Source organism: Streptomyces lacrimifluminis (assembly GCF_014646095.1).
Classification (GTDB): Bacteria; Actinomycetota; Actinomycetes; order Streptomycetales; family Streptomycetaceae; genus Streptomyces; species Streptomyces lacrimifluminis.
Genome location: NZ_BMMU01000012.1, coordinates 93,998 through 116,323, shown reverse-complemented (window position 1 = coordinate 116,323; position 22,326 = coordinate 93,998). Strand labels below are relative to the sequence as shown.

Below are 22,326 nucleotides of genomic sequence, written 5' to 3'. Positions count from 1 at the left end.
GAAGCGTCCTGGCGGAAGGGGACAGCTGTGGCACGTGCGGTCGGGATCGATCTGGGAACCACGAACTCGGTGGTGGCGGTGCTGGAGGGCGGTGAGGCCACCGTCGTCGCGAACGCGGAGGGGGCGAGGACCACACCGTCCGTCGTGGCCTTCGCGAAGAACGGCGAGGTGCTCGTCGGTGAGGTCGCCAAGCGGCAGGCCGTGACGAACGTGGAGCGCACGGCCCGCTCCGTCAAGCGGCATATGGGCGACGGCCATTGGCGGTTCCCTGAACAGGGGTCCGTGGACGGCACCCGCTACCGCGCCCAGGAACTCTCCGCGCGTGTGCTGCAGAAGCTGAAGCGGGACGCGGAGGCGTATCTCGGCGAGGACGTCTCGGACGCGGTGATCACCGTGCCGGCGTACTTCGACGACTCCCAGCGGCAGGCCACCAAGGAAGCCGGGGAGATCGCCGGCCTGAAGGTGCTGCGGATCATCAACGAACCGACCGCCGCCGCCCTCGCGTACGGCCTCGACCGGAGCGAGGAGCAGACGGTACTCGTCTTCGACCTGGGCGGCGGCACCTTCGACGTGTCGCTCCTGGAGATCGGCGACGGCGTCATCGAGGTCAAGGCGACCAACGGCGACACCCGACTCGGCGGTGACGACTGGGACCAGCGGATCGTCGACCACCTCGTCAAGCGGTTCAAGGGCCAGTACGGCATCGATCTCGGCAACGACAAGATGGCGCTGCAACGGCTGCGCGAGGGTGCGGAGAAGGCGAAGATCGAGCTGTCGAGCTCGTCCGAGACGACGATCAACCTGCCCTACATCACCGCCTCCGCGGAGGGCCCGCTGCACCTGGAGGAACGAGTGACGCGCGCCCAGTTGCAGGAACTGACCGCCGACCTGCTCGACCGCTGCAGGACCCCCTTCAGCCAGGCGATCAAGGACGCGGGAGTGAAGCTCGCCGCGATCGACCACGTGATCCTGGTCGGTGGTTCGACCCGGATGCCCGCCGTCACCGAACTGGTCAAGGAACTCACCGGCAAGGAACCCCACAAGGGCGTCAACCCGGACGAGGTGGTCGCCCTGGGAGCCACACTCCAGGCGGGTGTCATCCGCGGCGACGTGAAGGACGTCCTGCTGCTCGACGTCACCCCGCTGTCCCTCGGCATCGAGACCAAGGGCGGCATCATGACCAAGCTCATCGAGCGCAACACCACGATCCCGACCCGGCGTTCGGAGATCTTCACGACGGCCGCCGACAACCAGCCCTCGGTGGGCATCCAGGTCTACCAGGGAGAACGTGAGATCGCCGCGTACAACAAGAAGTTGGGCGTCTTCGACCTCACCGGGCTGCCGCCGGCCCCGCGAGGCGTGCCGCAGATCGAGGTCGCCTTCGACATCGACGCCAACGGGATCATGCACGTCTCGGCGAAGGACCTGGCCACCGGCCGGGAACAGAAGATGACCGTCACGGGCGGCTCGGCGCTTCCCAAGGATGACATCGACCGCATGATGCGCGAGGCCGAGCAGTACGCGGACGAGGACCGCGGGCGCCGAGAGGCGGCCGAGACGCGCAACCAGGCCGAGCAACTCGTCTACCAGACCGAGAAGTTCGTGCGGGACAACGAGGAACGGGTGCCGGCGGACGCGAAGGCGGAGGTTGCCTCGGCCGTTGCCGAGGTGAAGGAGTTGCTGGCGGGGGAGAGTGACGTTGCTGCTTTGCGGGCTGGGGTTGAGAGGCTCGTCACGGTCAGTCAGCGGATGGGGCAGGCGATGTATGCGCAAGCTCCTCCTCAGCAGGAGCACGTCGCTCCTGCTGAGGAGGAGGGGGTGGTCGAAGCGGAGATTGTTGATGACGAGCGGGAGTCGGGTGAGGGCGGGAAGGGGCAGGGGGTGTAGGTGCGTTGCGGGGTGCGGGTGCGTTGTGGCTGGTCGCGCCCACGCGGCGGAGCCGCACATGGATACAGCCCCGCGCCCCTAAAAGCGGTAGCGCGCCCCATGTTCAGAGTTTGCGGGCCACTCCCGCGTACACCGGCACGATGCCCTCCGCCTGGGTGGCGACGTCTTCGGGGTCCGGGCGCCAGCCGTATACGGGGATCACGCCGGGGCCCAGTAGTTCCAGGCCGTTGAAGAAGCGGTGGAACTCGGTGAGGGAGCGGGGGAAGAAGGGGGTGCCGCTGCGCCGGAAGTGTTCGGCCGCCTTCGCGACGGCCTCGGGGCTGAGGTCCGGGGTGACCTGGGAGAGGACCAGGTAGCTGCCGGGGGCGAGCGCGTCGACGTACTTCTTCAACAGGCCGTGCACGTCGTCGCCCTCGGGCTCGTCGCCGAGGTAGTGGGTCAGCGCGACCAGGGACAGCGCGACGGGCCGGGTGAAGTCCAGGGACTCGCCGGCCAGGCTCAGGATTGTCTCCGGCTCGCGGGCGTCGGCGTGCACGTAGTCGGTGGTGCCCTCGGCCGTGCCGTGCAGCAGGGCCTGTGCGTGCCGCAGGACGATCGGGTCGTTGTCCGCGTACACCACCTTGGCGTCGGGGGCGACGCTCTGGGCCACCTGGTGCAGGTTCGGCTCGGTGGGGATGCCCGTACCGATGTCCAGGAACTGGCGGATCCCGGCCTCGGCGGCGGTCCGCGTCGCCCGTTGCATGAACCGGCGGTTGGCGCGTGCGCCGCGCAGCACCGTGCCGTCGACGGCGAGGATCCTACGGGCCAGCTCCTCGTCCACCGGGTAGTTGTCCTTGCCGCCGAGCCACCAGTCGTAGACCCGGGCGGGGTGGGGTCTGCTCGTGTCCATGCGAGTGGGCGCGCCCTCGGGTGCGGTCATGCGGTGTGTGCTCCTCAAGTGCCGTGAGTTCGTTCCGTAGGCCCTGCGACCGGCTCGGTGGACGAGTGGAGCAGCGGATCAGTAGCCGTCGCGGTACTCGGCGATGATCTCCTTGGTGCGCTGGGCCGACGCGGCGCCCGCCGTCATGTGGTCGAGGACCTCCAGGTGCGAGGCGACCTCCCGGCGGGAGTCCAGATAGAGCGCACCCGTCAGGTACTCGGTGTAGACCATGTCGGGCAGTTCCGGCTCGGCGAAGCGGAACAGTTCGAAGGGCGCCGACGTGCCCGGGTGCGGGCCGTCCATGAACTCGGCGACCTGGATGGTGACATGGCCGCTCTCCGACGCGTCGAGGAGCCGGTCCAGCTGGTCGCGCATGACCTCGCCGTCGATGCTCACGGGCCGCCGCAGCACCGTCTCGTCGATGATCACCCATAGATGGGGCGGGTGTTCGCGGGTCAGCAGCTTCTGCCGGGCCATGCGCAGCGACACATGCCGCTCTACCGCCTCGGAGCCCGCGTGTCCGATCGTCCCGGCCTCCATGACGGCACGCGCGTACTCCGGGGTCTGCAACAGACCGGGCACGAAGTGCGGTTCGTAGGAGCGGATCAGCCGGGCGGAGCCCTCCAGGCTCACATGCATACTGAACCAGTCCGGCAGGACATCGGAGAACCGCTGCCACCAGCCGGGCTCGTTCGCCTCCTCGGCCAGCTCCACGAACATGGCCACTTCGTCCTCGGGTACGCCGTACGCCGTCAACAGCACATGTACGTAAGGGATTTTGAGGGAGACCTCGGCCATTTCCATCCGCCGTACGGTCGCCGGCGCCACCCTGAGGACCCGCGCGGCCTCTTCCCGCTTCAGCCCGGCGGCCTCGCGCAGCTCCTGGAGCCTTCTCCCGAGCACCACTTGGCCCACGGTGGGCGCAGCCCGCCGCTCACTCACGCCACGCCTCCCCTACGCGCCGAAGTAACCAGAGCAGTGTGTCACGTTCCGCTGTCGGCCTGACAGGTTCGAGCCACGGGGATTACCCGGGAGGTAATCGACCCCGGTGGACCGGCACGGAAGAGTGGTGACAACGGGTTCCGGGGCGGCGCACTCCGGTCCGGAACCCGGGTTCCGTTCTGCTTCCACTTCCGCTTTCGACCTCGATGGAGGGAATCCGCCATGTCCGCAATCCAGTTCGCCGCACTCGCCGCCCGGTCCGCCGAACCGCCCCTGATGCTGCGCCGCTTCCTGGCGCTCGACGCGCTGGTGACCGGGGCGAACTCGGTCGCCTATCTGGTGGCGTCCGGACCGCTCGCCCGCTTCCTCGGCGTCGACTCGGGGCTGCTGTTCGAACTCGGCCTGTTCCTGGCCGTGTACGCCGGTGCCGTCGGATGGCTGGCCTCCCGCCAACGGCCGGCAGTGCTGCCGGTGCGGGTAGTGATCGAGGCCAACCTTGCCTGGGCGGCGGTCAGTTGCGTCGCGCTGGTGCTGTGGCTCACCCCGAGCACTGCGGGGACGGTCTGGGCGGTGTTGCAGGCGGCCGTCGTGGCGGGGTTCGCCGCGCTGCAGTACGTGTCGCTGCGGGCGGGGCGCTGAAAGGACGCTTTGGCTGACTCTCAACTCATCATCGAGTGCAGGTACTTGACCGTCGCCGGGTCGGCCGGAAGGAGTGTCTCGATGGCGAGTTCGGCGACGGTGACGTCCATCGGGGTGTTGAAGGTGGAGATCGACGAGACGAAGGAGAGCACTTGGCCGTCGTGCTCGATCCGCATCGGCAACGCGAACGCGAATTCGGACGCGGAGTCGGAGTCGGAGTCGGAGTCGGCCGTCCGTTCCGCCCGGCTCTCCCGTTGCTCCGGCACCGGATACGCGGCCACCTCCTCGTACAGCGCGCGCAGCGGGTCCGAGCGGTGCAGGGCGATCTGGCGTTGCATCTGGGCGAGCAGGTGCCCGCGCCACTCGGGAAGGTTGCGGATGCGCGGAGCCAGGCCCTCCGGGTGCAGGGTCAGGCGCATCGCGTTCAGCGGGGGCGCCAGCACCGACTCGGGGAGACCGTCGAGGAGCATCATGATGCCCCGGTTGGCGGCCAGGACGTCGTACGTGGCGTCGACCACGAACGCCGGGTAGGGCTCGTAGCCCTGGATCAGCCGCTCGATGCCGTCGCGCAGGGATTCCAACGCCGGGTCGTCGAGCGGGGTCTCGCGGTAGCGCGGGGCGTAACCGGCGGCCAGGAGAAGGGCGTTGCGGTCACGGACCGGGACATCCAGATGCTCTGCGAGCCGCAGGAGCAGTTCCTCCCCGGGGCGGGAGCGACCCGTCTCGACGAAGCTGATGTGGCGGGCGGACGAGTCGGCCCGCAGCGCCAGGTCGAGCTGGCTGACGCGCCGCCGCTCCCGCCAGACCCGCAGCAGCGGACCGGCTCCCTTGCCTGTCCTGTGCGTCTTGTGCCCGTTGTGCGCATTGTCCGTGGGAGCGATGGGGCGGGCCGCGCCGCCGGCCGGGACCGTGGTCATACGACGACCGTAGCCGAGGAGCGGCGGAGGCGGGGCGAACGGACGAGCGGCCGGTCCCCGACGTGCGAAACGGTCGGCGGGCACCCTCCTGACCTGGGCCGGAACGCCCGGCCTGTGGCACGCTGGGATCGCACCCCACATCAGGGAAGGAGCGTGGCCATGCCCGTCGAACCGCTGCCGCAGAAGGAGATCGAGGACCGGCTGGCACAGCTGCCGGGCTGGTCGCTCGACGGTGACCGCATCGCCCGTTCCTACCGCCTCGGCTCGCACTTCGCCGCGACCGCGCTGGTCATCCACATCGCCCAGGTCCAGGAGGAACTGGACCACCACTCCGACCTCACCCTCGGCTACAACACCGTGTCGCTCACGGTGAACACGCACAGCGCGGGCGGCGCCGTCACGGACCTCGACTTCCGGCTCGCCCACAGAGTCGAGGCCCTCGCACCGGGCCACGGGGCGAGCTGACCGGGCCGCGGGATCGCGATCGTGCTCGACTACAACCAGGAGGCGGAGCGGTACGACGCCTCGCGCGGCGGAGAGCCCAGGGCGGCGGCTGCGGCGGAGGCCGTGCTGAGCCTCGTTCCCGAAGAGACACGCACCCTGCTCGACGTGGGGTGCGGTACGGGCATCGTGACCCGGCGGCTCGCGGCGGCGCGGGCCGGGATGCGGGTGACGGGCGTCGATCTGACCGACGCGATGGCCAGCCGGGCCGCCGACCGGCTGCCCGGTGCCGTCGTACTCGCCGACAGCCGTCAACTTCCCTTTCCCGACGGCCGGTTGGATGCGGTGACCAGTGTGTGGCTGCTGCATCTCGCCGGGCAGGCCGAGGACGTCCGGGCCATCATCGGGGAGTGCGCGCGGGTGCTGCGGCCGGGCGGGGTGTACGTCACCACCGTCGACAAGGGCGCCTCGCACAATGTGGGCAGTGACATCGACGCCGTCCTGGCCTCGCGCCCGTGGCGCGCGGCACCGGACACGGCAGCTGTCGTCGAGGCGCATGCCGTCGGGCACGGGCTGGTTTCGGCCGGGGAGGCGCGCTTCCGGGGGAGTGGGCAGGGGCGCAGTCCCCGGCGGGCCGTCGCTGACCTGCGGCGCGGCTGGTTCATGACGTTACCGCCGGGCGACCCCCTGGCCGACGGCTTCGCCGCCCGTCTGGAGGCGCTGCCCGACCAGGACCGGCCCCGCCCGGACCCGGTGTTCACGCTGCGGGCGTTCCGGAAGCCGAGGTCATCCTGAGGAACCATGCTTCCCGGGAGGGGTGACTCTGGTGAACGCCATCGTCCAGTTGCTCACCCAGGTCGCCCCGTCGTCGGCCGAGAACGCCTGCTCCCAGTGTGCTGTGGCGCCCGAGATCCCCGACCACACGAACCGCACCCGGACGTCCTCGCCGTCGTAGGTGTCATCACCGTAGAACTCACCCCGAACTTCGGGAGATCGACCGGTGAAGCTGCCCTTCACCGGCGGAAGCAGCCGGCCGCTGCCACTCGTGGACCAGTTGAGCGACCACTCATCGGTCTCGCGGTCGAAGAGCCGCAGTGTGAGTCCCTTCGACCCGAGGTGCGGCATGTCGATCTCCTCGACGTTCGCCGCCCCGTCGAACAGGCTCCGGCAGTGGCTCGTGCCGTCGAACTCCTCCCAACCGCTGCCGGGGGCGAGGAAGTCGGTGCGGCGGCGGTTGCGGACCGTCCACTCGCCATGCAGGAAGTCGAAGTCGCCCGGGCCGCTCATGAGCGGTCTCCCGTGGTTCCCTCGGGCAGGCTGTCGGTCAAGTAGGAGCCCAGGTCAGGGAGTTGGGGCACCAGCAAATGCCGTACCCAGGCGTCGCGTTCGTGCAGGATCGGCGGCAGCTCCCAGACACAGCCGATCCAGGGGGCGTCAGGCGTGATGAAGTGCGTGGGGTCACGGTCCGGGCAGCCCAGCACCGGCTGGCCCGCCGCCGCGCCCCGGAAGTGCAGGACGTTGTCCCACACCCAGCTGTACGCGTTGAGGTAGGCGCCGTCGTCGCCGCCCCGGTGCAGGACGACGAAGGTCGCGGGCGGGGTGCCGTCCGGCTCCGGGAGCAGCTTCGGCAGGATCGCGTACGCGGCCTCCTCGACGTCGGGCGCGATGCCTCCCGGGTCGGCCGTGACGTGGTAGCGCTTGATGTGCCGGCCGGCCACCTCGATGGGTGGGGGAGCGGTCAGCAGTTTCTCGGTGAACGGGGTGAAGGCGGTGACGGGGGTGTTTGCCATGAGGGGACGCTAAGGCCACTTCCCTGCCATCCTGTGTCAGGGAAGTGGGTGATGTTCGTGTGAGGTCCAGTCGGCTGCTGTCCGTCCTTCTGCTGCTCCAGACCCGGGGGCGGATGACCGCCGCCCAGCTGGCCGAGGAGCTGGAGGTCTCGGTGCGCACGGTCTACCGGGACGTCGAGGCGCTGAGCGCGGCGGGCGTGCCGCTGTACGGCGACGCGGGTCACGCCGGCGGCTACCGTCTGCTCGACGGCTACCGCACCCGGCTGACGGGTCTGAACGCCGACGAGGCCGAGGCGCTGTTCCTCGCCGGGGTGCCGGGACCGGCCGCCGAGCTGGGCCTCGGCTCGGTCCTCGCCGCCGCCCAGCTCAAGGTCCGTGCCGCCCTGCCGCCGGAGCTGCGCGCCCACGCCGACCGGATCAGCGGCCGCTTCCACCTCGACGCGCCCGGTTGGTACGCGGATGGCGAGGAGGCGCCGTACCTCCCGGCGGTCGCCGACGCGGTGTGGAACAGCAGGGTGCTGCACGTCGTGTACCGGCGCTGGCGCGAGCCCACCGACGTGGAGCGCCGACTGGAGCCGTACGGACTGGTACTGAAGGCGGGGCGCTGGTACGTCGTCGCGGGACCTGGTCCCCGTACCTTCCGCGTCGACCAGATCCTCGAACTAACGGCGTCCGAAGAGGAGTTCATCCGCCCCGATGCCTTCGACCTGGCCGCGCACTGGACGGCATACCAACGTGACTTCCATGACCGGCTGCACCGCGGCGACGCGGTGGTGAGACTTGCGCCCGGCGTGCGGCTCCCGGGGCCCGCCGCCGACGCCGTCGAGGCCAACGGCCGTACCGATGAGGAGGGTTGGACCCTGGCGACGGTTCCGATCGAGTCCGTCGACCATGCGCACGGGGAGTTCCTGAGGCTGGGAACGGGCGTCGAGGTGCTGGCGCCGGCCGAACTGCGGGAGCGGATCGCGCGGACGGTCACGGAACTGGCGGCGCGATACGGCGACTTCACGCAGCCGAGCGGCAACTCCCCTGTGGGCGGCGGCGACTGAGGAGTGGAACCCGTCCGCCCCACAGGAGGTAGGTACCGTGCAGCACCCGCAACCGCATGCCCAGCCCCATCCCCCCGCCCGCATCGGACGCCGGACTCTGCTGTCCGCCGTGACCGCCGGAGCCCTCGCCGCCGCAGGACTCGTGTCGCTGTCCGCGACGCCGGCCGAGGCCGCCACCGCGCGGCAGGTCGAGGCCCTCGACCGGGGCGTCGTCAGCGTGCACACCGACAGCGGCAACCTGGTCAGCTGGCGCTGGCTCGGCACCGACCCGAACGACGTGTCCTTCAACGTCTACCGGGCCGGCGCGAAGGTCAACTCGACGCCGGTCACCGGCTCCACGAACTACTTCCACTCGGGCGCCCCGGCCCAGGCCGACTACACGGTCCGGGCGATCGTCGGCGGTGTCGAACAGGCCGACTCCGTCCACGCGATCCAGTTCCGCACCGGATTCAAGGACGTCCCGATCACCCCGCCCGCCGGCGGCACGACCCCCGACGGGGTCGGCTACACCTACGAGGCGAACGACGCCTCGGTCGGCGACCTGGACGGTGACGGCGCGCTCGACTTCGTCCTGAAGTGGCAGCCCACCAACGCCAAGGACAACTCCCAGTCGGGGTACACCGGCAACACGATCGTCGACGGGATCAAGCTCGACGGGACGCGGCTGTGGCGGATCGACCTGGGCCGCAACATCCGCTCGGGCGCGCACTACACACAGTTCCAGGTCTACGACTACGACGGCGACCGCAAGGCGGAGGTCGCCATGAAGACGGCGGACGCGACGGTCGACGGGACCGGTGCCGTCATCGGCAACCCCTCGGCGGACCACCGGAATTCGAGCGGGTACGTCCTGTCCGGCCCCGAGTACCTGACCATGTTCAACGGGCAGACCGGCAAGGCGATGGGTACGGTCGACTACGTCCCCGGGCGCGGCACCGTCTCGTCGTGGGGCGACTCCTACGGCAACCGGGTCGACCGGTTCCTCGCCGGCACCGCCTACCTGGACGGCGCCCGGCCCTCCCTGATCATGGCGCGCGGCTACTACACGCGTACCGTGCTCGCGGCCTGGGACTGGCGGAACGGGGCGTTCACGCGACGCTGGACCTTCGACTCCAGCTCCTCCACCAACAGTGGCAGGGGATTCGACGGCCAGGGATCGCACAGCCTGTCCGTCGGGGACGTCGACGGCGACGGCAAGGACGAGATCGTCTACGGGGCGATGGCCGTCGACGACAACGGCAACGGGCTGTGGACGACGAGGACGGGACACGGCGACGCCCAGCACCTCGGCGACCTCGACCCGGGGCACGCGGGCCTGGAGTACTTCAAGGTGTCCGAGTCCACCTCCCAGCCTGCCGAGCTGTACATCGACCCTGCCAACGGCACGGTCAACTGGAAGCTCGCCGCCTGCTGCGACAACGGCCGGGGAGTCGCCGGGGACATCTGGGCGGGCAACGAGGGTGCGGAGGTGTGGTCGGCGTCGGACACCTCGATCCGCGACGAGGCCGGCGCCACCAAGGGCCGCGAACCGTCCTCCGCCAACTTCCTCTCCTGGTGGGACGGCGACCCGGTCCGTGAACTCCTCGACGGCACGCGCATCGACAAGTACGGCACATCCTCCGACACCCGCCTGCTGACCGGCGCGTCGGTCCACTCCAACAACAGCACCAAAGCCACTCCGGCGCTCTCGGGTGACCTCTTCGGCGACTGGCGCGAGGAGGTCGTCTGGGCGACGAGCGGCAACACTGCCCTGCGCGTCTACTCGACGCCGATCGAGACGACGACGAAGATCACGACCCTGCTGCACGACCCCATGTACCGCACGGGCATCGCCTGGCAGAACACGGCGTACAACCAGCCCCCGCACCCCAGCTTCTTCATCGGCAACGGCATGCCGACGGCACCGAGGCCGACGGTCTACGCCCCCTGAACGACAGTGGGTGCGTGCCACTCCCGGGAGGCGCGCACCCACCCTCAAGGGTGCCCGCCCGCCCCCGGCTGGCGAACCGGCCGGGCGCGGAGCAGTCTGGACATGGGGCCGTATGCGTCGGTCGGGAGGTAGTCGTGACAGCTGCTGGATACAACCCCACAACGGATTCCGCGTTCTTCGCCGATGTCACGGACGTGTTCAGGAAGCATCCTGAAGCGGCCCAGAGGTACGCCCTGGCAAGCCTCGTGCTTGAACAGGAGATGGAGATCGACTTCACCCGGAAACACGGGGTCTCTCGGATCGAGGACGGCCGGATCATCACCGAGTTCCACGACCGGGAGTCCGATCCGGCTGTGATCCGTTCCCGCCTGTGCATCAAATGGGAGCTGCGGGGACAGGACTTGGTGTGCGTGGACTGGAGAGAAGCAGAGGTCTGACCGCTGGATGGCCGGTGGGCGTGTGCTCCGCCGAGCACACGCCCACCGGCGTGCGTCAGGCGACCGTGCAGCTCTGGTCGCCCAGCTTGAACGCGGTCGGTCTGCCGTTCGTCCCCGACCAGTTGCCCGTGAACCCGAGGCTCACCGACGAGCCCGCCGCCACGTTCGCGTTCCAGTTCACGTTCTTCGCCGTGACCGTCGCGCCCGACTGGGTGTGCTCGGCGTTCCAGAGCCGGGAGACGGTCTGGCCGTTCGGGAAGGACCAGCCAAGTGCCCAGCCGGTCCAGGCGGTTGTACCGGTGTTGCTGAGCTGCACGTCCGCCTGGAAGCCGCCCGGCCACTCGCTGGTGACCTTGTACGTCACCGTGCAGGCGCCCGTGGGCGTCGGTGTCGGGTCCGTGCCGCCCCCGCCGCCACCGCTCGTGTCCGACGACTCGCCGTAGACGACACCGCGCCCGTTCGTCGACACGTACACGCGCCCGTACACCCTGGGGTCACCGGTGATCGCCGCGCCCGTCCAACCCCACTGGTGGGCATCGTCGTTGATGCGTGTCCAGGTCGCGCCCTTGTCCGTGGAGCGGAAGATGCCGCGTACGCCGCCGATTTTCGCGCTCGTGTAGAGCGTCTGGTAGGTGGCTCCCGTCGCCGCCTTGCCGAAGCCGATCGTGTCGGCCTGGTCGACGTTGGACAGCTTGGTGAACGTCGCGCCGCCGTCCGTCGAGTGCCACAGGCCGTACGCGCCGTCCGGCGCGCCGCCCGCCAGCCAGATGTCGCCCTTCGTGCCGGGCAGCGCCTTGAAGCGCACGCTGTCGCCGGCCGGGAGACCGGTCGCCGCCGATGCCGTGAAGGTCGCTCCGCCGTCCGAACTCACATAGAACCTGCCCGACTTGAAGCCGTAGAACGTCTTGGGGTCCACCCGGTCCGACTCGACGGTCGCACCCGCCGGGATACCCGACGACGCCGACCACGAGGTACCGAAGCCGGTCGCGTACTGCACTCCCGTGCCAGTCGGGCTCCACACGAACCGGCTGCCGTCCGCCGCCGCCGCGATCGTGCCGCCGCCCGAGACGCCCGAAGGGTCGCTCCCCGCGAACCAGTTGGCGCCGTTGTCCGTCGAGAACGCGACATGCGGTCCCGAGTCCAGGTCACCGACGCGGGCCACGATCCCCGGGTTCGCCTCGGCGTAGTCCAGGCTCGTGGTGGTGGTGAAGTTCGGTGAAGTGAACATCATCGAGGGGACCTTGGTGAGATCCGTGTGCCGGAAGCCGCCGATGTCGCCCAGGGCGCTGAGCAGCACCGCACCGCCCGACGGGGGAGCGGCCAGGTCGAGGACCGCCGTCTCCTCCAGGCCCTGCACCATCGGCTTGATGCTGAACTGGCTGCCGCTGTCCCAGTTGGTGAGGTTCTCTGTGCCGTAGACCGTTGCTCCCGTGCCGTACATCATGCGGTTCGAGTCGAACGGGTCGATCTCCAGCGCCTCCGTCATCCACCCCAGTTTCGGCGACTGTTCGGGCGGCGACGGGTTCGCGCCGAAGGTCAGCCACGGCGAGGACGAGACGTCCATCGTGTAGCGGTTCGCGCGGGTGGGATACGAGGTGTAGTCCCAGGCCTTCGTCCAGGTGCCGCCGCTGTCCGTGGAGCGGAAGAGCTGGGTGTCCGGCCACCACGAGCTGTACGCCGTCGCCATCACCGTGCCCGGCTTCTGCCGGTCGATCGTCAGACCGCTGAACCCGTAGTAGGTGTCCGCCTCCGCGACCGGGCTGATGTTCGTCCAGGTGCCGGTGGCCGTCGCATACCGCCACAACTGGCCCTTGCCGCCGTCGTAGGGGCCGCCCTTGTCGCTGTACGGCAGATACAGATAACCGTTTTTCGCGTCGAGTACGCCCTTGTGGGCCAGATATCCGGTGGGCTGGCCGGTCAGCCGGGACCAGGTCGCACCCGCGTCCGTCGAGCGGTACACCGCGTTGTCCTTGTCGGCGACCCCGACGTAGATCGTGCGGGTCGCGTTGCCCGACGTGCCCGTCGACTCGTCGAAGGTGACCCAGACGATGCCCTGGTTGTCGCTGGCGTACCCGCTGGTGTCGGTCGGATCCTGCGCGTAGTTGCCGACGTTGGGGAAGTTCGCCACCTGCGACCAGCTCGCACCCGAGTCCGTCGACCGCCACAGCCCCTTGCCGCTGGGCGCGCCCAGATACAGCACGCTGTTCCTGTTCGGGTCGACGGCGAGGCGCTCACCCATGCCCCGGCCGGGCATGTTGCCGCCCAACTTGAAGGGCAGGTCGGCCCGTTGCCAGCTCGCTCCCCGGTCACCCGACCTCAGCACGGCACCGTTTCCGGGGTCCCAGCTGTTTGTGTACGTGCCGACAGCCGCGTACACCTTGTTCGGGTCCACGGAGTCGGAGGCGAGGCTGACCACACCGGTGTGGCCCCAGCGGTCCCAGCCGACCGAGTCCGTCAGCGGCGTCCACGTCTTCGTCGACTCCTGCCAGCGGTAGGCGCCGCCGATGTCCGTTCGGGCGTACGCCAGGTTCTTCTCGGTGCGGTTGAAGACGATGCCGGGGACGAAGCCGCCGCCGTCGATCCGGGCGTTCTTCCAGGTGTACGTGTCGGCCGCGAGCTTCACCTCCGCGGCGGACGGGGCGGCGAGCGCGAGTGGGCTGCCCGCCAACAGGCCTGCGGTCAGGGCCAGTACGGCCGTGAGGATACGGGTTCTTCGCATGGGTGGGGGTCCTCTCAGCAAGAGGTCTCTTGGGGTGCGGGGGCGTGGGGGGGCAGAGCAGTGCACGACGACCGGGCGGCCCCCAGTGCGGGAGGGGGCCGCCCGGCGCGGTACGCGGAGCTCAGGTCCTGTTGGACCCGGCGGGGGCTATTCGAGTAGCTCCGCATACGAACCCATGGCGAGGGCTATGTCCGCCTGGGCCCAGAACCGGTGATAGGTGAACGAGGGCGCGGCGCCACCGGCCAGGTACGCCTCGATCTTCGACCAGTTGGGGTCGTTCCTGTAGAAGGAACGGATCGAGGCGAACGTCGACGACGAGTTGATCGTGTCGCCGTTCGGCATCTTCCCCGTCCAGCCCGACGGCACGTAGAGACCGTCGTCGAAACGGCTGTAGTCCGCGCGGGTCTCCGGGACGGCGATGCCCAGGGTGTCCTGGTAGTTGGTCCACATGCCGTCCAGCAGCGCCTTCGCCGTCGTCGCCGCCTCGGTGTCACCGGAGCGGTCGGCGTAGTACGTCAGCGTCTTGGCGTACGCCGCCGCCACGCCCACGTCGTTGGTGTAGTCGACCACGGTGACGTGAAGCCCCGCGTTGGCGCCCGGAGTTGTGGCGTTCCAGGTGTCGGGGGCGCCCGACCACTGGAGCGTCGACGGGATGCGGTACGTGCCATCGGGGTTGACGGTCGTCTTGGACAGGGCCCAGTCGACCCACTTGTCCAGGACGGTCTTCGCCGCGGCGTTGCCCGTCTGCTGGTAGTACTCGGCGACCCGCTCCATGGACCACGCCTGGAAGCCGAACCACTGGTTGGACGGCGGGTCGTGGTACACCGGCTTCTCGTCGTAGTACATGCCGTAGAAGGTCGGCGTACCGGTCGGCGGGGTCGCGTAGCGGCCACCCCAGCTGTTGGTCGCGCCGCCCGCGATGGCACCCTCGTCGGACTGGAGCCAGCGGTAGAACTCGATCTGCCGCTGCAACGACTTCGACCAGTCCGCCTGCCCTGTCGCCGACTTGGGCTTCAGATCGGCGTACGAGCTGAGCGCGTAGGCGGCCAGCGGGTTCTGGTAGCCGCCGTGCGTGTGGCTGGAGCCGATGCGCCAGGCCCAGCCCGCCGCGGTGTCGGTGGCGCCGCCCCACGCGTAGTACCAGGACATCAGATAGTGCGAGGCGTCCTTGCCGGTACCGGCCGGGCAGGCCGTCGGACCGACGCAGTTTCCGACCTTCTTGAAGTACTTGTCGTACATCGCGTAGCGCAGATAGTCGCCCATCTTCGCCGCCTTGCCGACGGTCGCCGAGACGTCACTGCCCTTGCCCTGCTGCTTCGCCCAGATGTCCGCCCAGTACGCGGCCTGCACGGCGCGCGCGTCGGCGTCCGGGGCGTTGGTGAACTTCCACTGCTTCGCGTACGACGCGTCGCCGGTGAACAGGTCCAGGTACCCGTTCGTGCCGCCGTACTTGAAGGCGTCGCAGGTCGGCTGCGGCACCGTCTCCCACACGGATTCCTGCGGTCCACGCTGGAAGGTGTTGATGTAGGAGGGGCCGGTGTCCGTCGGGCCCGCCTCGCACTTGCCGGGCGAGTTGCCGAAGCCGTACACGTTGTCGACGTCCTGGAGCCAGTGCATGCCGTACACGTCGTCCGTGCCGTACGCGCTCTTCAGCTCGGCCGCGATCGGGTCGGGGCCGACCGGGACGGCGGTGTCCAGCTTGGCCGGGTACTGGCTCGGCAGGTCGTACTCAGGAGCGTACGTCGCCGGCTTCGAGGCGTTGTAGAAGGAGTTGGTCGGCTGGTCGGCGTGGGTGGGGATCATGTACTGCTCCATGATCGACCAGGCGCCGTTGAACTTGGTCCAGTCGCCCGTCACCTTGCCGTACATGGCCTGGAGCCACAGGAGGTAGCTGTACGCCTCCGACGTGGTCTCGTGCCCGTGGTCCGGGGCCTCGACGATCAGCGTCTCGACCGAGTGGTAGGGGATGCCCTCGGGGGAGAAGTAACCGTTCGCCGGGTTGGTGATCTTGCCGTAGAGCTCCAGGAAGCGGGCGTCGTACACCTTCGAGGCCGCCAGCTCGGTGACGGTGACCGTCGCCTTGGCGTGGCCGGTGGCCGTGGAGTCGAAGGCCGCCGATCCGGTGCCCGTCGCGTTGGCGGTGATCGTCACCTTCTGGGCGGTGTTCCAGTTCGACGGTGTGAAGGTGAGCGAGGCGCCGCCCGTCACCGACAGGCCCGTGTTGCCGCTCGCGCGAGCGGTCGCGACGGTCACGTTCGCGCTCGGCTGTGTCGACAGCTTCACGTCGTACGTCGCCGACTTGCCCTGCTGAACGCCGAGTTGGGTCGGTAGGGCGACCACGGCGGGACCCGAGGCAACCGTGATGCCGACGGGCGTGGACGGCGCCGAGGCACCCAGGCTGTCGTATGCCTTCGCCAGCAGCGAATGACTTCCCACAGCCAGCCCGGTGGCCGAGTGCGTGTACGGCGCGGTCGTGTCCGTGCCGAGGAGCGTGGTGTCGTCGTAGAACTCGATCTTGGTGATCGTCGCGTTGTCCGCCGCCGCTGCCGTGGCCGCCATCGGCACCGCGGTGCCCTGCGAGTAGACAGCGCCCGGGGCGGGACTGGTGAGCACCGTGACCGGCGGCTGATGGGCCCCGGCACAGGTCGTCCCGTTGACGGCGAACGAGGTCGGCGCCGTGTTGGCGCCGCTGTACGTGAACTGCCCGCCGGTGCTGACGGCGGCGCCGGCGGCGATCGTCGCGTTGTACGTCGCGTTCTGCACGGTGACCGTCTGGCCGGACTGGGACCAGGTGCCGTTCCAGCCGTTGCTGAGCTTCTGGTTGCCCGCGTAGGCGTACGTCAGGGTCCAGCCGTTGATGACGTCCGTACCGCGGTTGGTGATCGTCAGATCCGTGGTGAAACCGGACCCCCAGTCGTTCGCTTTGTAGTCGACGCTGCATTGAACTGACGCTGCCTGAGCGGGAGTTGTGCCTGTCGCGAGCATGGTCAAGGGAAGGGCGAGGACCGCCACGGCAGCGGTCCAGAACCGCCGCGCGGCGCGGCGTCTGGGTCGGGGGTGCATGGTGCTGGTTCCTCCTAGCGGCTCGGAGGTGCTCGTGGAGATGTGGGGAGGAGCAACAAGCCTTGAACCAGTGGGAGCGCTCCCATATTGAAGACAGGCGTGTCAAGGGTCAAGGTGTTTGAAGACTCGAATTGATTCGACGACGACATCTGATGGAAACACGTCAACCCCTCTGTCCTTTGCCGTCACTTGGCGCTAGCTTCGTTGACACCAGTGGGAGCGATTCCGTCAGTCGACACGTCCGCAACGACGTGCCCGATCTGCAAGGAGTCGCTCATGCGACACCCTTCGCGTTCAGGTCTTTTAGTCGTGCTCGGCGCTGCCGTGGTCCCTTGTGGGCACCGCGGTCGCGCCGGTCGTCACGGCGTCGGAAGCAGCCCCGGCGTGCACAGTGGGGTGCTCGGTCACCAGTACGTGGGACGTCCGTTTGCAGGGCTCCGCCAGGATCACCGACAACCCGGCGGCACTCGGCAGTTGGAGTCCGACCTTCGGCTTCGGCACAGGTCGGAAGCTCACCCGGGGCTGGAACGCCGAGTGGTCCCGGTCCCACACCATCGTCACCGCGGCCAGCGAGAGCTGCAACGGCTCGTTGGGCACGGGGGCGAGTGTCGGCGCGGGGTTCATCGCCGCGCTTTCCTGGAGCGGTTCCGTACCGGCGTCGCTCAGGCTCAACGGGACGACGTGCACCGTGGATTCGGAGCCGAGGCCGGGGCGCCCGCCCTGCGTGCGTCAGGCAACAAGCTCGTCGACTCCGGCGGCGCCACCCGGCGACTGCTCGGCGTCGACCGCTCCGGCGGCGAGTTCGACTGCTTCCAGGGCACCGGCATCCGGGACGTACCGGTCGACGACGCCCCGGTGAAGGCGATCGCCGACCGGAAGATCAACACCGTACGCATCCCGCTGGACGAGGGGTGCCGGCTCGGCCGGTCCGACATCGAACCCGAGTACGTGGGCGCCGACCACCTCGCCGCCGTCAAGGACCGGTGGCGATGGTGAAGGCGCACGGCATGACATCGACGGTCGAACCGCACTGGTCCTGGGGCCGGTACGGGGGCAGCTCGGCCGACTGCTCCGACGTGCACGCAGGCTGCCGGAAGCCGATGCCCGACACGCAGTACTCGCCTACGAGGTCGCCGGTATGCAGGATCTGATCGACGCGGTACGGGCCACCGGTGCCGAGAACGTGATCCTGGCCGACGGGCTCGCGTACGCGCACGACCTCAGTCGGTGGCCGACGTACAGACCGACCGACCCGGCGGGCAACCCCGCCGCCTGCCCATCCACAACATCAACTCGACGCTCGCTCCGGTCGCCGCCCAGGTCCCGCCGGCGGCCGGCCAGTTCGGCGAGAACCCCTGCGCGCACTCCTTCGTCGACCGGGTCATGAAGTGGTGCGACGACCGCTCCCCGTCCTGCCTCGGCCGGACCTGGCACACCTGGAACCGCGCCACCGGCCCGACCCTGATCTCCGGTTACGACGGCACACCCACGGCCTTCGGAACCGGACTGCGCGACCATCTGCGCGCCATCGGTCAGCGCACCAACTCCCCATCACAGCAAGGCGCTCCGCACCCCACAGGAACACGAGAGGACACCCGCACTCATGAGCCGTACCAGAACAGCGATCCTCGCCTCCATGGCGCTGGTCGCCGGTGCCACCGGCGCCGCGGCAGCCGCGTCGCAGGCCGACATCGGCATCGCGGCCATCCCCTGCACCGTCACCTACACGGTGCAGAACCAGTGGTCCACCGGCTTCACCGCCGCCGTCAACGTCACCAACAACAGCGCGGCCAAGTCGAGTTGGGCCGTGAAGTGGTCCTACGCCGGTAACCAGCAGGTCACCAGCGGCTGGAACGCGAAGTTCAGCCAGAGCGGCACCGCCGTGACCGTCGCCAACGAGACCTACAACGGGACGCTCGCCACCGGCGGTTCGGTGAGCTTCGGCTTCAACGGCAGCTACAGCGGCACGAACGCGCTCCCGACCACCTTCACGCTCGACGGCGTCACCTGCAACGTCGACGGCGGGGGCGGCCCCACGGACCCCGGCCCGGGCACCGGCACGAAGGTCGACAACCCGTACACCGGCGCCAAGGTGTACGTGAACCCCGAGTGGTCGGCGAAGGCCGCCGCGGAGACGGGCGGCAGCAGGATCTCCAACCAGCCCACCGGCGTCTGGCTCGACCGGATCGCCGCCATCAACGGAGTCAACGGCGGGATGGGCCTGCGCGCCCACCTCGACGCGGCCCTCCAGCAGAAGGGCACCGGCGAACTCGTCGTCCAGCTGGTCATCTACAACCTGCCCGGACGCGACTGCGCAGCCCTCGCCTCCAACGGCGAACTCGGCCCGACGGAGATCGACAAGTACAAGACCCAGTACATCGACCCGATCGCGGCGATCCTCGCGGACACCAAGTACGCGGGCCTGCGCATCGTCACGACGGTCGAGATCGACTCGCTGCCCAACCTCGTCACCAACACCGGCAGCCGGCCCACGGCCACGCCCGAGTGCGACGTCATGAAGGCGAACGGCAACTACGTCAAGGGCGTCGGCTACGCGCTCAACAAGCTCGGTGACGTGCCGAACGTCTACAACTACGTCGACGCCGGCCACCACGGCTGGATCGGCTGGGACGACAACTTCGGCCCCTCCGCGGACCTGTTCAAGCAGGCGGCCACCGCCGAGGGCGCGACGGTCAACGACGTGCACGGGTTCATCACCAACACGGCGAACTACAGCGCCCTGAAGGAGAACAACTTCACCATCAACGACACCGTGGCCGGCAAGTCCGTCCGCGAGTCGAAGTGGGTCGACTGGAACCGGTACACCGACGAACTCTCCTTCGCCCAGGCCTTCCGCAACCAGCTGGTCACGGTCGGCTTCCCGTCCACCATCGGCATGCTGATCGACACGTCCAGGAACGGCTGGGGCGGCACCGCACGGCCCACCGGCCCGGGCGCCACGACCACTGTCGACACGTACGTCGACGGCGGACGCTACGACCGGCGCTTCCAGCTCGGCAACTGGTGCAACCAGTCCGGCGCGGGCCTGGGCGAGCGCCCGAAGGCCGCTCCGGCGACCGGGATCGACGCGTACGTCTGGATGAAGCCTCCGGGGGAGTCCGACGGCTCCAGCTCGGCGATCCCGAACAACGAGGGCAAGGGCTTCGACCGGATGTGCGACCCGACGTACACCGGTAACGCGCGGAACAACTTCAACATGTCGGGTGCGCTGCCGAACTCGCCGGTCTCCGGGCACTGGTTCTCCGCGCAGTTCCAGGAGCTCATGAGGAACGCCTACCCGGCGCTCTAGGCTCCGCTGGATCGGCGGTTTGTTTGGCGCGGGTCCGGTGGGGGGGCTTGGCGCGCAGTTCCCCGCGCCCCTGAACGGGGCGCGGTGCGCACCCGACCCCATCGGACCCGCTCAGGCGGTTCTTCCCAGTCCCCGGCGGATCGCGAGTTCCACCGGGGAGTAGTTCTCGTCGGCGCGATCCAACTCGTACGGCACCGCTGGATGCAGTGGTGGCTGGGCCATGAAGCGCGGTCGTGTGCCGTGGTGAGGCTGCGCCGCATGGACCAGGAAGGGGTGGCAGAGGTATACGTCGCCGGGGCGGCCGGTGGCGTGTGCGAGCGGACGGTGGGCCGAGGCCGTCACCAGCTCCGGGGCTATCTCCAGCCCCGAGACGCCCTCCTCGCCGTACGGTTCCAGCAGTGGGGGTACGTCCAGGTGTGAACCCACCCGGATGCGTGTCGGGGCGTCCGCCTCGCCGACCTCGCTGAACAGGAACAGCATCAGCAGGGACCGGTCCCGGGAGCGGAGGTTCGTGTACGGCCAGGTCGCGCCCTCGGGGGAGTAGCTGCCCTCGATGTGCCAGCCCGCGTCGTCCGGTTCCTCCCCGTGCGGGAACCGCAACGGAAAGCTGCCCAGCGAGTAGCGCGACGCCCAGCGGCCCTCGCCCACCAGCGCGTCGAACGCCTCATGCAGCACAGGGGTGTTGACCGCGGCGGCGAACGGGCCCTGCGCCATGTCCGACACCCAGTGCACCGGCTTCGTCCAGCTGCCCGGGTCGTCAGGGTCGCACCCCGTCTCCCGCCACAGCAGCCGTGCGCAGTGCTCGGCGACACGCGGCGGGAAGGCGCCCTCGATCTTCACGAACCCGTCTTCGAGGAAGCGCTCCACCAGCTCATCGTCCATACGGACATCCTGGGGGAGCGGGGTGGGGCCGCGCATCCGATTTTTGCCGTGAGTGGTCGTACGGGATATTTCTGTTTGCCGTAACGGCAACAGAACTGGCCTGATCGGCGGGGTCGGAGCAGGCTGGTGTCAACGACAAGGGGAGGCCCGTACACCATGGCCCGTCAGGACCGGCACCACCACGATCACGACCAGGCGCCCGCTCACGCCCACAACCACGCCGACATCGACTTCGCCGAGATGATCCCCCATCTGGAGGGGCAGGCCGAACTGTTCGCGCCGCTCTACGCCGACGCCCTGGCCTGGCTGCACCGGCAGCAGCCCGAACCGGGGCTGATCGTGGACGCGGGCAGTGGCCCCGGCATCATCTCGGGCTTCTTCGCAGAGGCCTTCCCCGAGGCGCGCATCGTCGCGGCGGACAGTTCCGCGGCACTCCTGGCGCGGGCCCGCGAGAACGCCGAACGACTCGGCACCATCGATCGCTTCAGCACGGTCGAAGCCGAACTCCCGGACGGACTGGGCGAGTTGGAGTATCCCGCCGACCTGGTGTGGTCGAGCCGGGCCGTCCATCACGTCGGCGACCAGCGGGCCGCGCTCACCGCACTGGCCGCCGTACTCGCCCCGGGCGGCACGCTCGCCGTGATGGAGGGCGGCCTCCCGGAGCGGAACCTGCCGCGCGACCTCGGTTTCGGGCGGCCCGGCCTGGAGACACGGCTCGACGCGATCGAGCAGGGCTGGTTCAACGAGATGCGCACCACCCTGCCCGGTCACGTACGCGAGACCGAGGACTGGCCCGCCCTGCTCACGGCCGCCGGCCTGCGCCCCTCAGGCACCCGCTCCTTCACACTCGACCTCCCCGCCCCGCTCACGGACGCGGCCCGCGCCTACGTGATCGATGTCTTCGACCGGCGCCGTACGATGTTCGCGGACGAGCTCGACGCCGAGGACCGAGCCACCCTCGACCGGCTCGTCGACCCCGACGACAAGGCGGGCCTGCATCACCGCCCCGACGTCTTCGTCCTGGCCACCTACACCGTGTACACCGGCAGCAAGCCGAAGGAATAGCCCCAGGGGTATTGGCCCCAGGGACTAGGGGCTGAGGCAGGTGGTGAGTCGGCGACGACCCGGTCGTGCGGACACCGTGACCCGCGCCCCCTTCACCTGCCGCGTCCCGCATTCCAAAGCGCGCAGGTTCGTAGATTCTCGGGCGGGTCACGACAGGAACCCGCACGCTGGACAGCCCTGGGGGGAGCTCAGCGTGCGGGTTCATGGTGCGTTGGGAGAGCGGGGCGCCGGCTGAGACCGGCGCGCTGACTACTGGGGGTGCAGTAAAGATGACTGTTTTAGGCTAGCAATACCGGCTCCGGGGGCCGATCGAACCATTGCCGGCGTTGAGATTGA

At 69.3% G+C, this 22,326-nt stretch carries 19 protein-coding genes and 1 pseudogene; 11 read left to right on the top strand and 9 right to left on the bottom strand.

Features of this window, described 5'->3' with window-relative positions:
• Nucleotides 1-27: 27 nt before the first annotated feature.
• Nucleotides 28-1,887 (top strand): molecular chaperone DnaK, encoded by a 1,860-nt coding sequence (gene dnaK, locus IEY89_RS19595; protein ID WP_189148741.1) that lies wholly within the window; start codon nt 28-30, stop codon nt 1,885-1,887.
• Nucleotides 1,888-1,990: 103 nt separating this feature from the next.
• Here the strand turns inward: dnaK and IEY89_RS19590 are convergent, their stop codons facing one another.
• Both IEY89_RS19590 and IEY89_RS19585 read right to left on the bottom strand, forming a co-directional pair.
• On the bottom strand, nt 1,991-2,806 hold the full coding sequence (locus IEY89_RS19590; RefSeq protein ID WP_189148740.1) for an SAM-dependent methyltransferase: 816 nt from the start codon (nt 2,804-2,806) through the stop codon (nt 1,991-1,993).
• A gap of 78 nt (nt 2,807-2,884) precedes the next feature.
• On the bottom strand, nt 2,885-3,748 hold the full coding sequence (locus IEY89_RS19585) for a Sco1979 family transcriptional regulator (protein ID WP_189148739.1): 864 nt from the start codon (nt 3,746-3,748) through the stop codon (nt 2,885-2,887).
• 222 nt (nt 3,749-3,970) lie between these two features.
• Here IEY89_RS19585 and IEY89_RS19580 point away from each other — a divergent pair, with 222 nt between their 5' ends.
• Nucleotides 3,971-4,387 carry a hypothetical protein gene (locus tag IEY89_RS19580; RefSeq protein ID WP_189148738.1) on the top strand — a complete coding sequence of 139 codons (417 nt, stop codon included), beginning with the start codon at nt 3,971-3,973 and terminating at the stop codon, nt 4,385-4,387.
• A 20-nt stretch (nt 4,388-4,407) separates the two neighbouring features.
• On the opposite strand, the gene IEY89_RS19575 is transcribed toward IEY89_RS19580, so the two are convergent.
• Nucleotides 4,408-5,304, bottom strand: coding sequence for a helix-turn-helix domain-containing protein (locus IEY89_RS19575; protein ID WP_189148737.1), 897 nt, complete (start codon nt 5,302-5,304; stop codon nt 4,408-4,410).
• 159 nt (nt 5,305-5,463) lie between these two features.
• On the opposite strand from IEY89_RS19575, the gene IEY89_RS19570 reads away from it, so the two are divergent.
• Entirely contained in the window at nt 5,464-5,769 is a 306-nt protein-coding gene (locus IEY89_RS19570; protein ID WP_189148736.1) for a 4a-hydroxytetrahydrobiopterin dehydratase, read from the top strand.
• 21 nt (nt 5,770-5,790) lie between these two features.
• Nucleotides 5,791-6,540 carry a class I SAM-dependent methyltransferase gene (locus IEY89_RS19565; protein ID WP_189148735.1) on the top strand — a complete coding sequence of 250 codons (750 nt, stop codon included), beginning with the start codon at nt 5,791-5,793 and terminating at the stop codon, nt 6,538-6,540.
• Here IEY89_RS19565 and IEY89_RS19560 read toward each other — a convergent pair.
• Together IEY89_RS19560 and IEY89_RS19555 are read right to left on the bottom strand one after the other, a co-directional pair.
• A complete protein-coding gene (locus IEY89_RS19560) occupies nt 6,532-7,032 on the bottom strand; it encodes a hypothetical protein (protein ID WP_189148734.1) in 501 nt (166 codons plus the stop codon). The two genes, IEY89_RS19565 and IEY89_RS19560, sit on opposite strands and share 9 nt — an antisense overlap.
• On the bottom strand, nt 7,029-7,535 hold the full coding sequence (locus tag IEY89_RS19555; RefSeq protein WP_189148733.1) for a hypothetical protein: 507 nt from the start codon (nt 7,533-7,535) through the stop codon (nt 7,029-7,031). Before IEY89_RS19555 ends, IEY89_RS19560 begins: the two co-directional genes overlap by 4 nt.
• Nucleotides 7,536-7,594: 59 nt before the next feature.
• On the opposite strand from IEY89_RS19555, the gene IEY89_RS19550 reads away from it, so the two are divergent.
• The 3 genes from IEY89_RS19550 (at nt 7,595) to IEY89_RS19540 (ending at nt 10,951) form a co-directional block, all read left to right on the top strand.
• Nucleotides 7,595-8,584, top strand: a complete 990-nt coding sequence (locus tag IEY89_RS19550; protein WP_189148732.1) for a helix-turn-helix transcriptional regulator — start codon at nt 7,595-7,597, stop codon at nt 8,582-8,584.
• A gap of 37 nt (nt 8,585-8,621) precedes the next feature.
• On the top strand, nt 8,622-10,514 hold the full coding sequence (locus IEY89_RS19545) for a rhamnogalacturonan lyase (RefSeq protein WP_373287261.1): 1,893 nt from the start codon (nt 8,622-8,624) through the stop codon (nt 10,512-10,514).
• Nucleotides 10,515-10,648: 134 nt separating this feature from the next.
• A complete protein-coding gene (locus tag IEY89_RS19540) occupies nt 10,649-10,951 on the top strand; it encodes a hypothetical protein (RefSeq protein ID WP_189148731.1) in 303 nt (100 codons plus the stop codon).
• 55 nt (nt 10,952-11,006) lie between these two features.
• Here the strand turns inward: IEY89_RS19540 and IEY89_RS19535 are convergent, their stop codons facing one another.
• On the bottom strand, nt 11,007-13,670 hold the full coding sequence (locus IEY89_RS19535) for a cellulose binding domain-containing protein (protein WP_189148730.1): 2,664 nt from the start codon (nt 13,668-13,670) through the stop codon (nt 11,007-11,009).
• Nucleotides 13,671-13,817: 147 nt separating this feature from the next.
• Nucleotides 13,818-16,733 (bottom strand): glycoside hydrolase family 48 protein, encoded by a 2,916-nt coding sequence (locus IEY89_RS19530; protein WP_189148729.1) that lies wholly within the window; start codon nt 16,731-16,733, stop codon nt 13,818-13,820.
• Between the two features lie 334 nt (nt 16,734-17,067).
• Between IEY89_RS19530 and IEY89_RS42215 the strand changes: the two are divergent.
• Both IEY89_RS42215 and IEY89_RS42210 read left to right on the top strand, forming a co-directional pair.
• Nucleotides 17,068-17,358, top strand: a pseudogene (locus tag IEY89_RS42215) (cellulose binding domain-containing protein); the annotation flags it as partial.
• 56 nt (nt 17,359-17,414) lie between these two features.
• Nucleotides 17,415-17,729: a hypothetical protein gene (locus IEY89_RS42210; RefSeq protein ID WP_425579459.1), complete on the top strand. Its 315-nt coding sequence runs from the start codon at nt 17,415-17,417 to the stop codon at nt 17,727-17,729.
• Here IEY89_RS42210 and IEY89_RS42205 read toward each other — a convergent pair.
• Nucleotides 17,707-17,949 carry a hypothetical protein gene (locus IEY89_RS42205; RefSeq protein WP_425579458.1) on the bottom strand — a complete coding sequence of 81 codons (243 nt, stop codon included), beginning with the start codon at nt 17,947-17,949 and terminating at the stop codon, nt 17,707-17,709. The genes IEY89_RS42210 and IEY89_RS42205 overlap by 23 nt on opposite strands.
• A gap of 387 nt (nt 17,950-18,336) precedes the next feature.
• Here IEY89_RS42205 and IEY89_RS19520 point away from each other — a divergent pair, with 387 nt between their 5' ends.
• The gene (locus IEY89_RS19520) at nt 18,337-20,043 is read left to right on the top strand and encodes a glycoside hydrolase family 6 protein (RefSeq protein WP_189148728.1); all 1,707 of its coding nucleotides are present in this window, start codon (nt 18,337-18,339) and stop codon (nt 20,041-20,043) included.
• 111 nt (nt 20,044-20,154) lie between these two features.
• On the opposite strand, the gene IEY89_RS19515 is transcribed toward IEY89_RS19520, so the two are convergent.
• On the bottom strand, nt 20,155-20,925 hold the full coding sequence (locus IEY89_RS19515; RefSeq protein ID WP_189148727.1) for a phytanoyl-CoA dioxygenase family protein: 771 nt from the start codon (nt 20,923-20,925) through the stop codon (nt 20,155-20,157).
• A gap of 156 nt (nt 20,926-21,081) precedes the next feature.
• Here IEY89_RS19515 and IEY89_RS19510 point away from each other — a divergent pair, with 156 nt between their 5' ends.
• Entirely contained in the window at nt 21,082-21,990 is a 909-nt protein-coding gene (locus IEY89_RS19510) for a class I SAM-dependent methyltransferase (RefSeq protein ID WP_189148726.1), read from the top strand.
• Nucleotides 21,991-22,326: the final 336 nt, after the last annotated feature.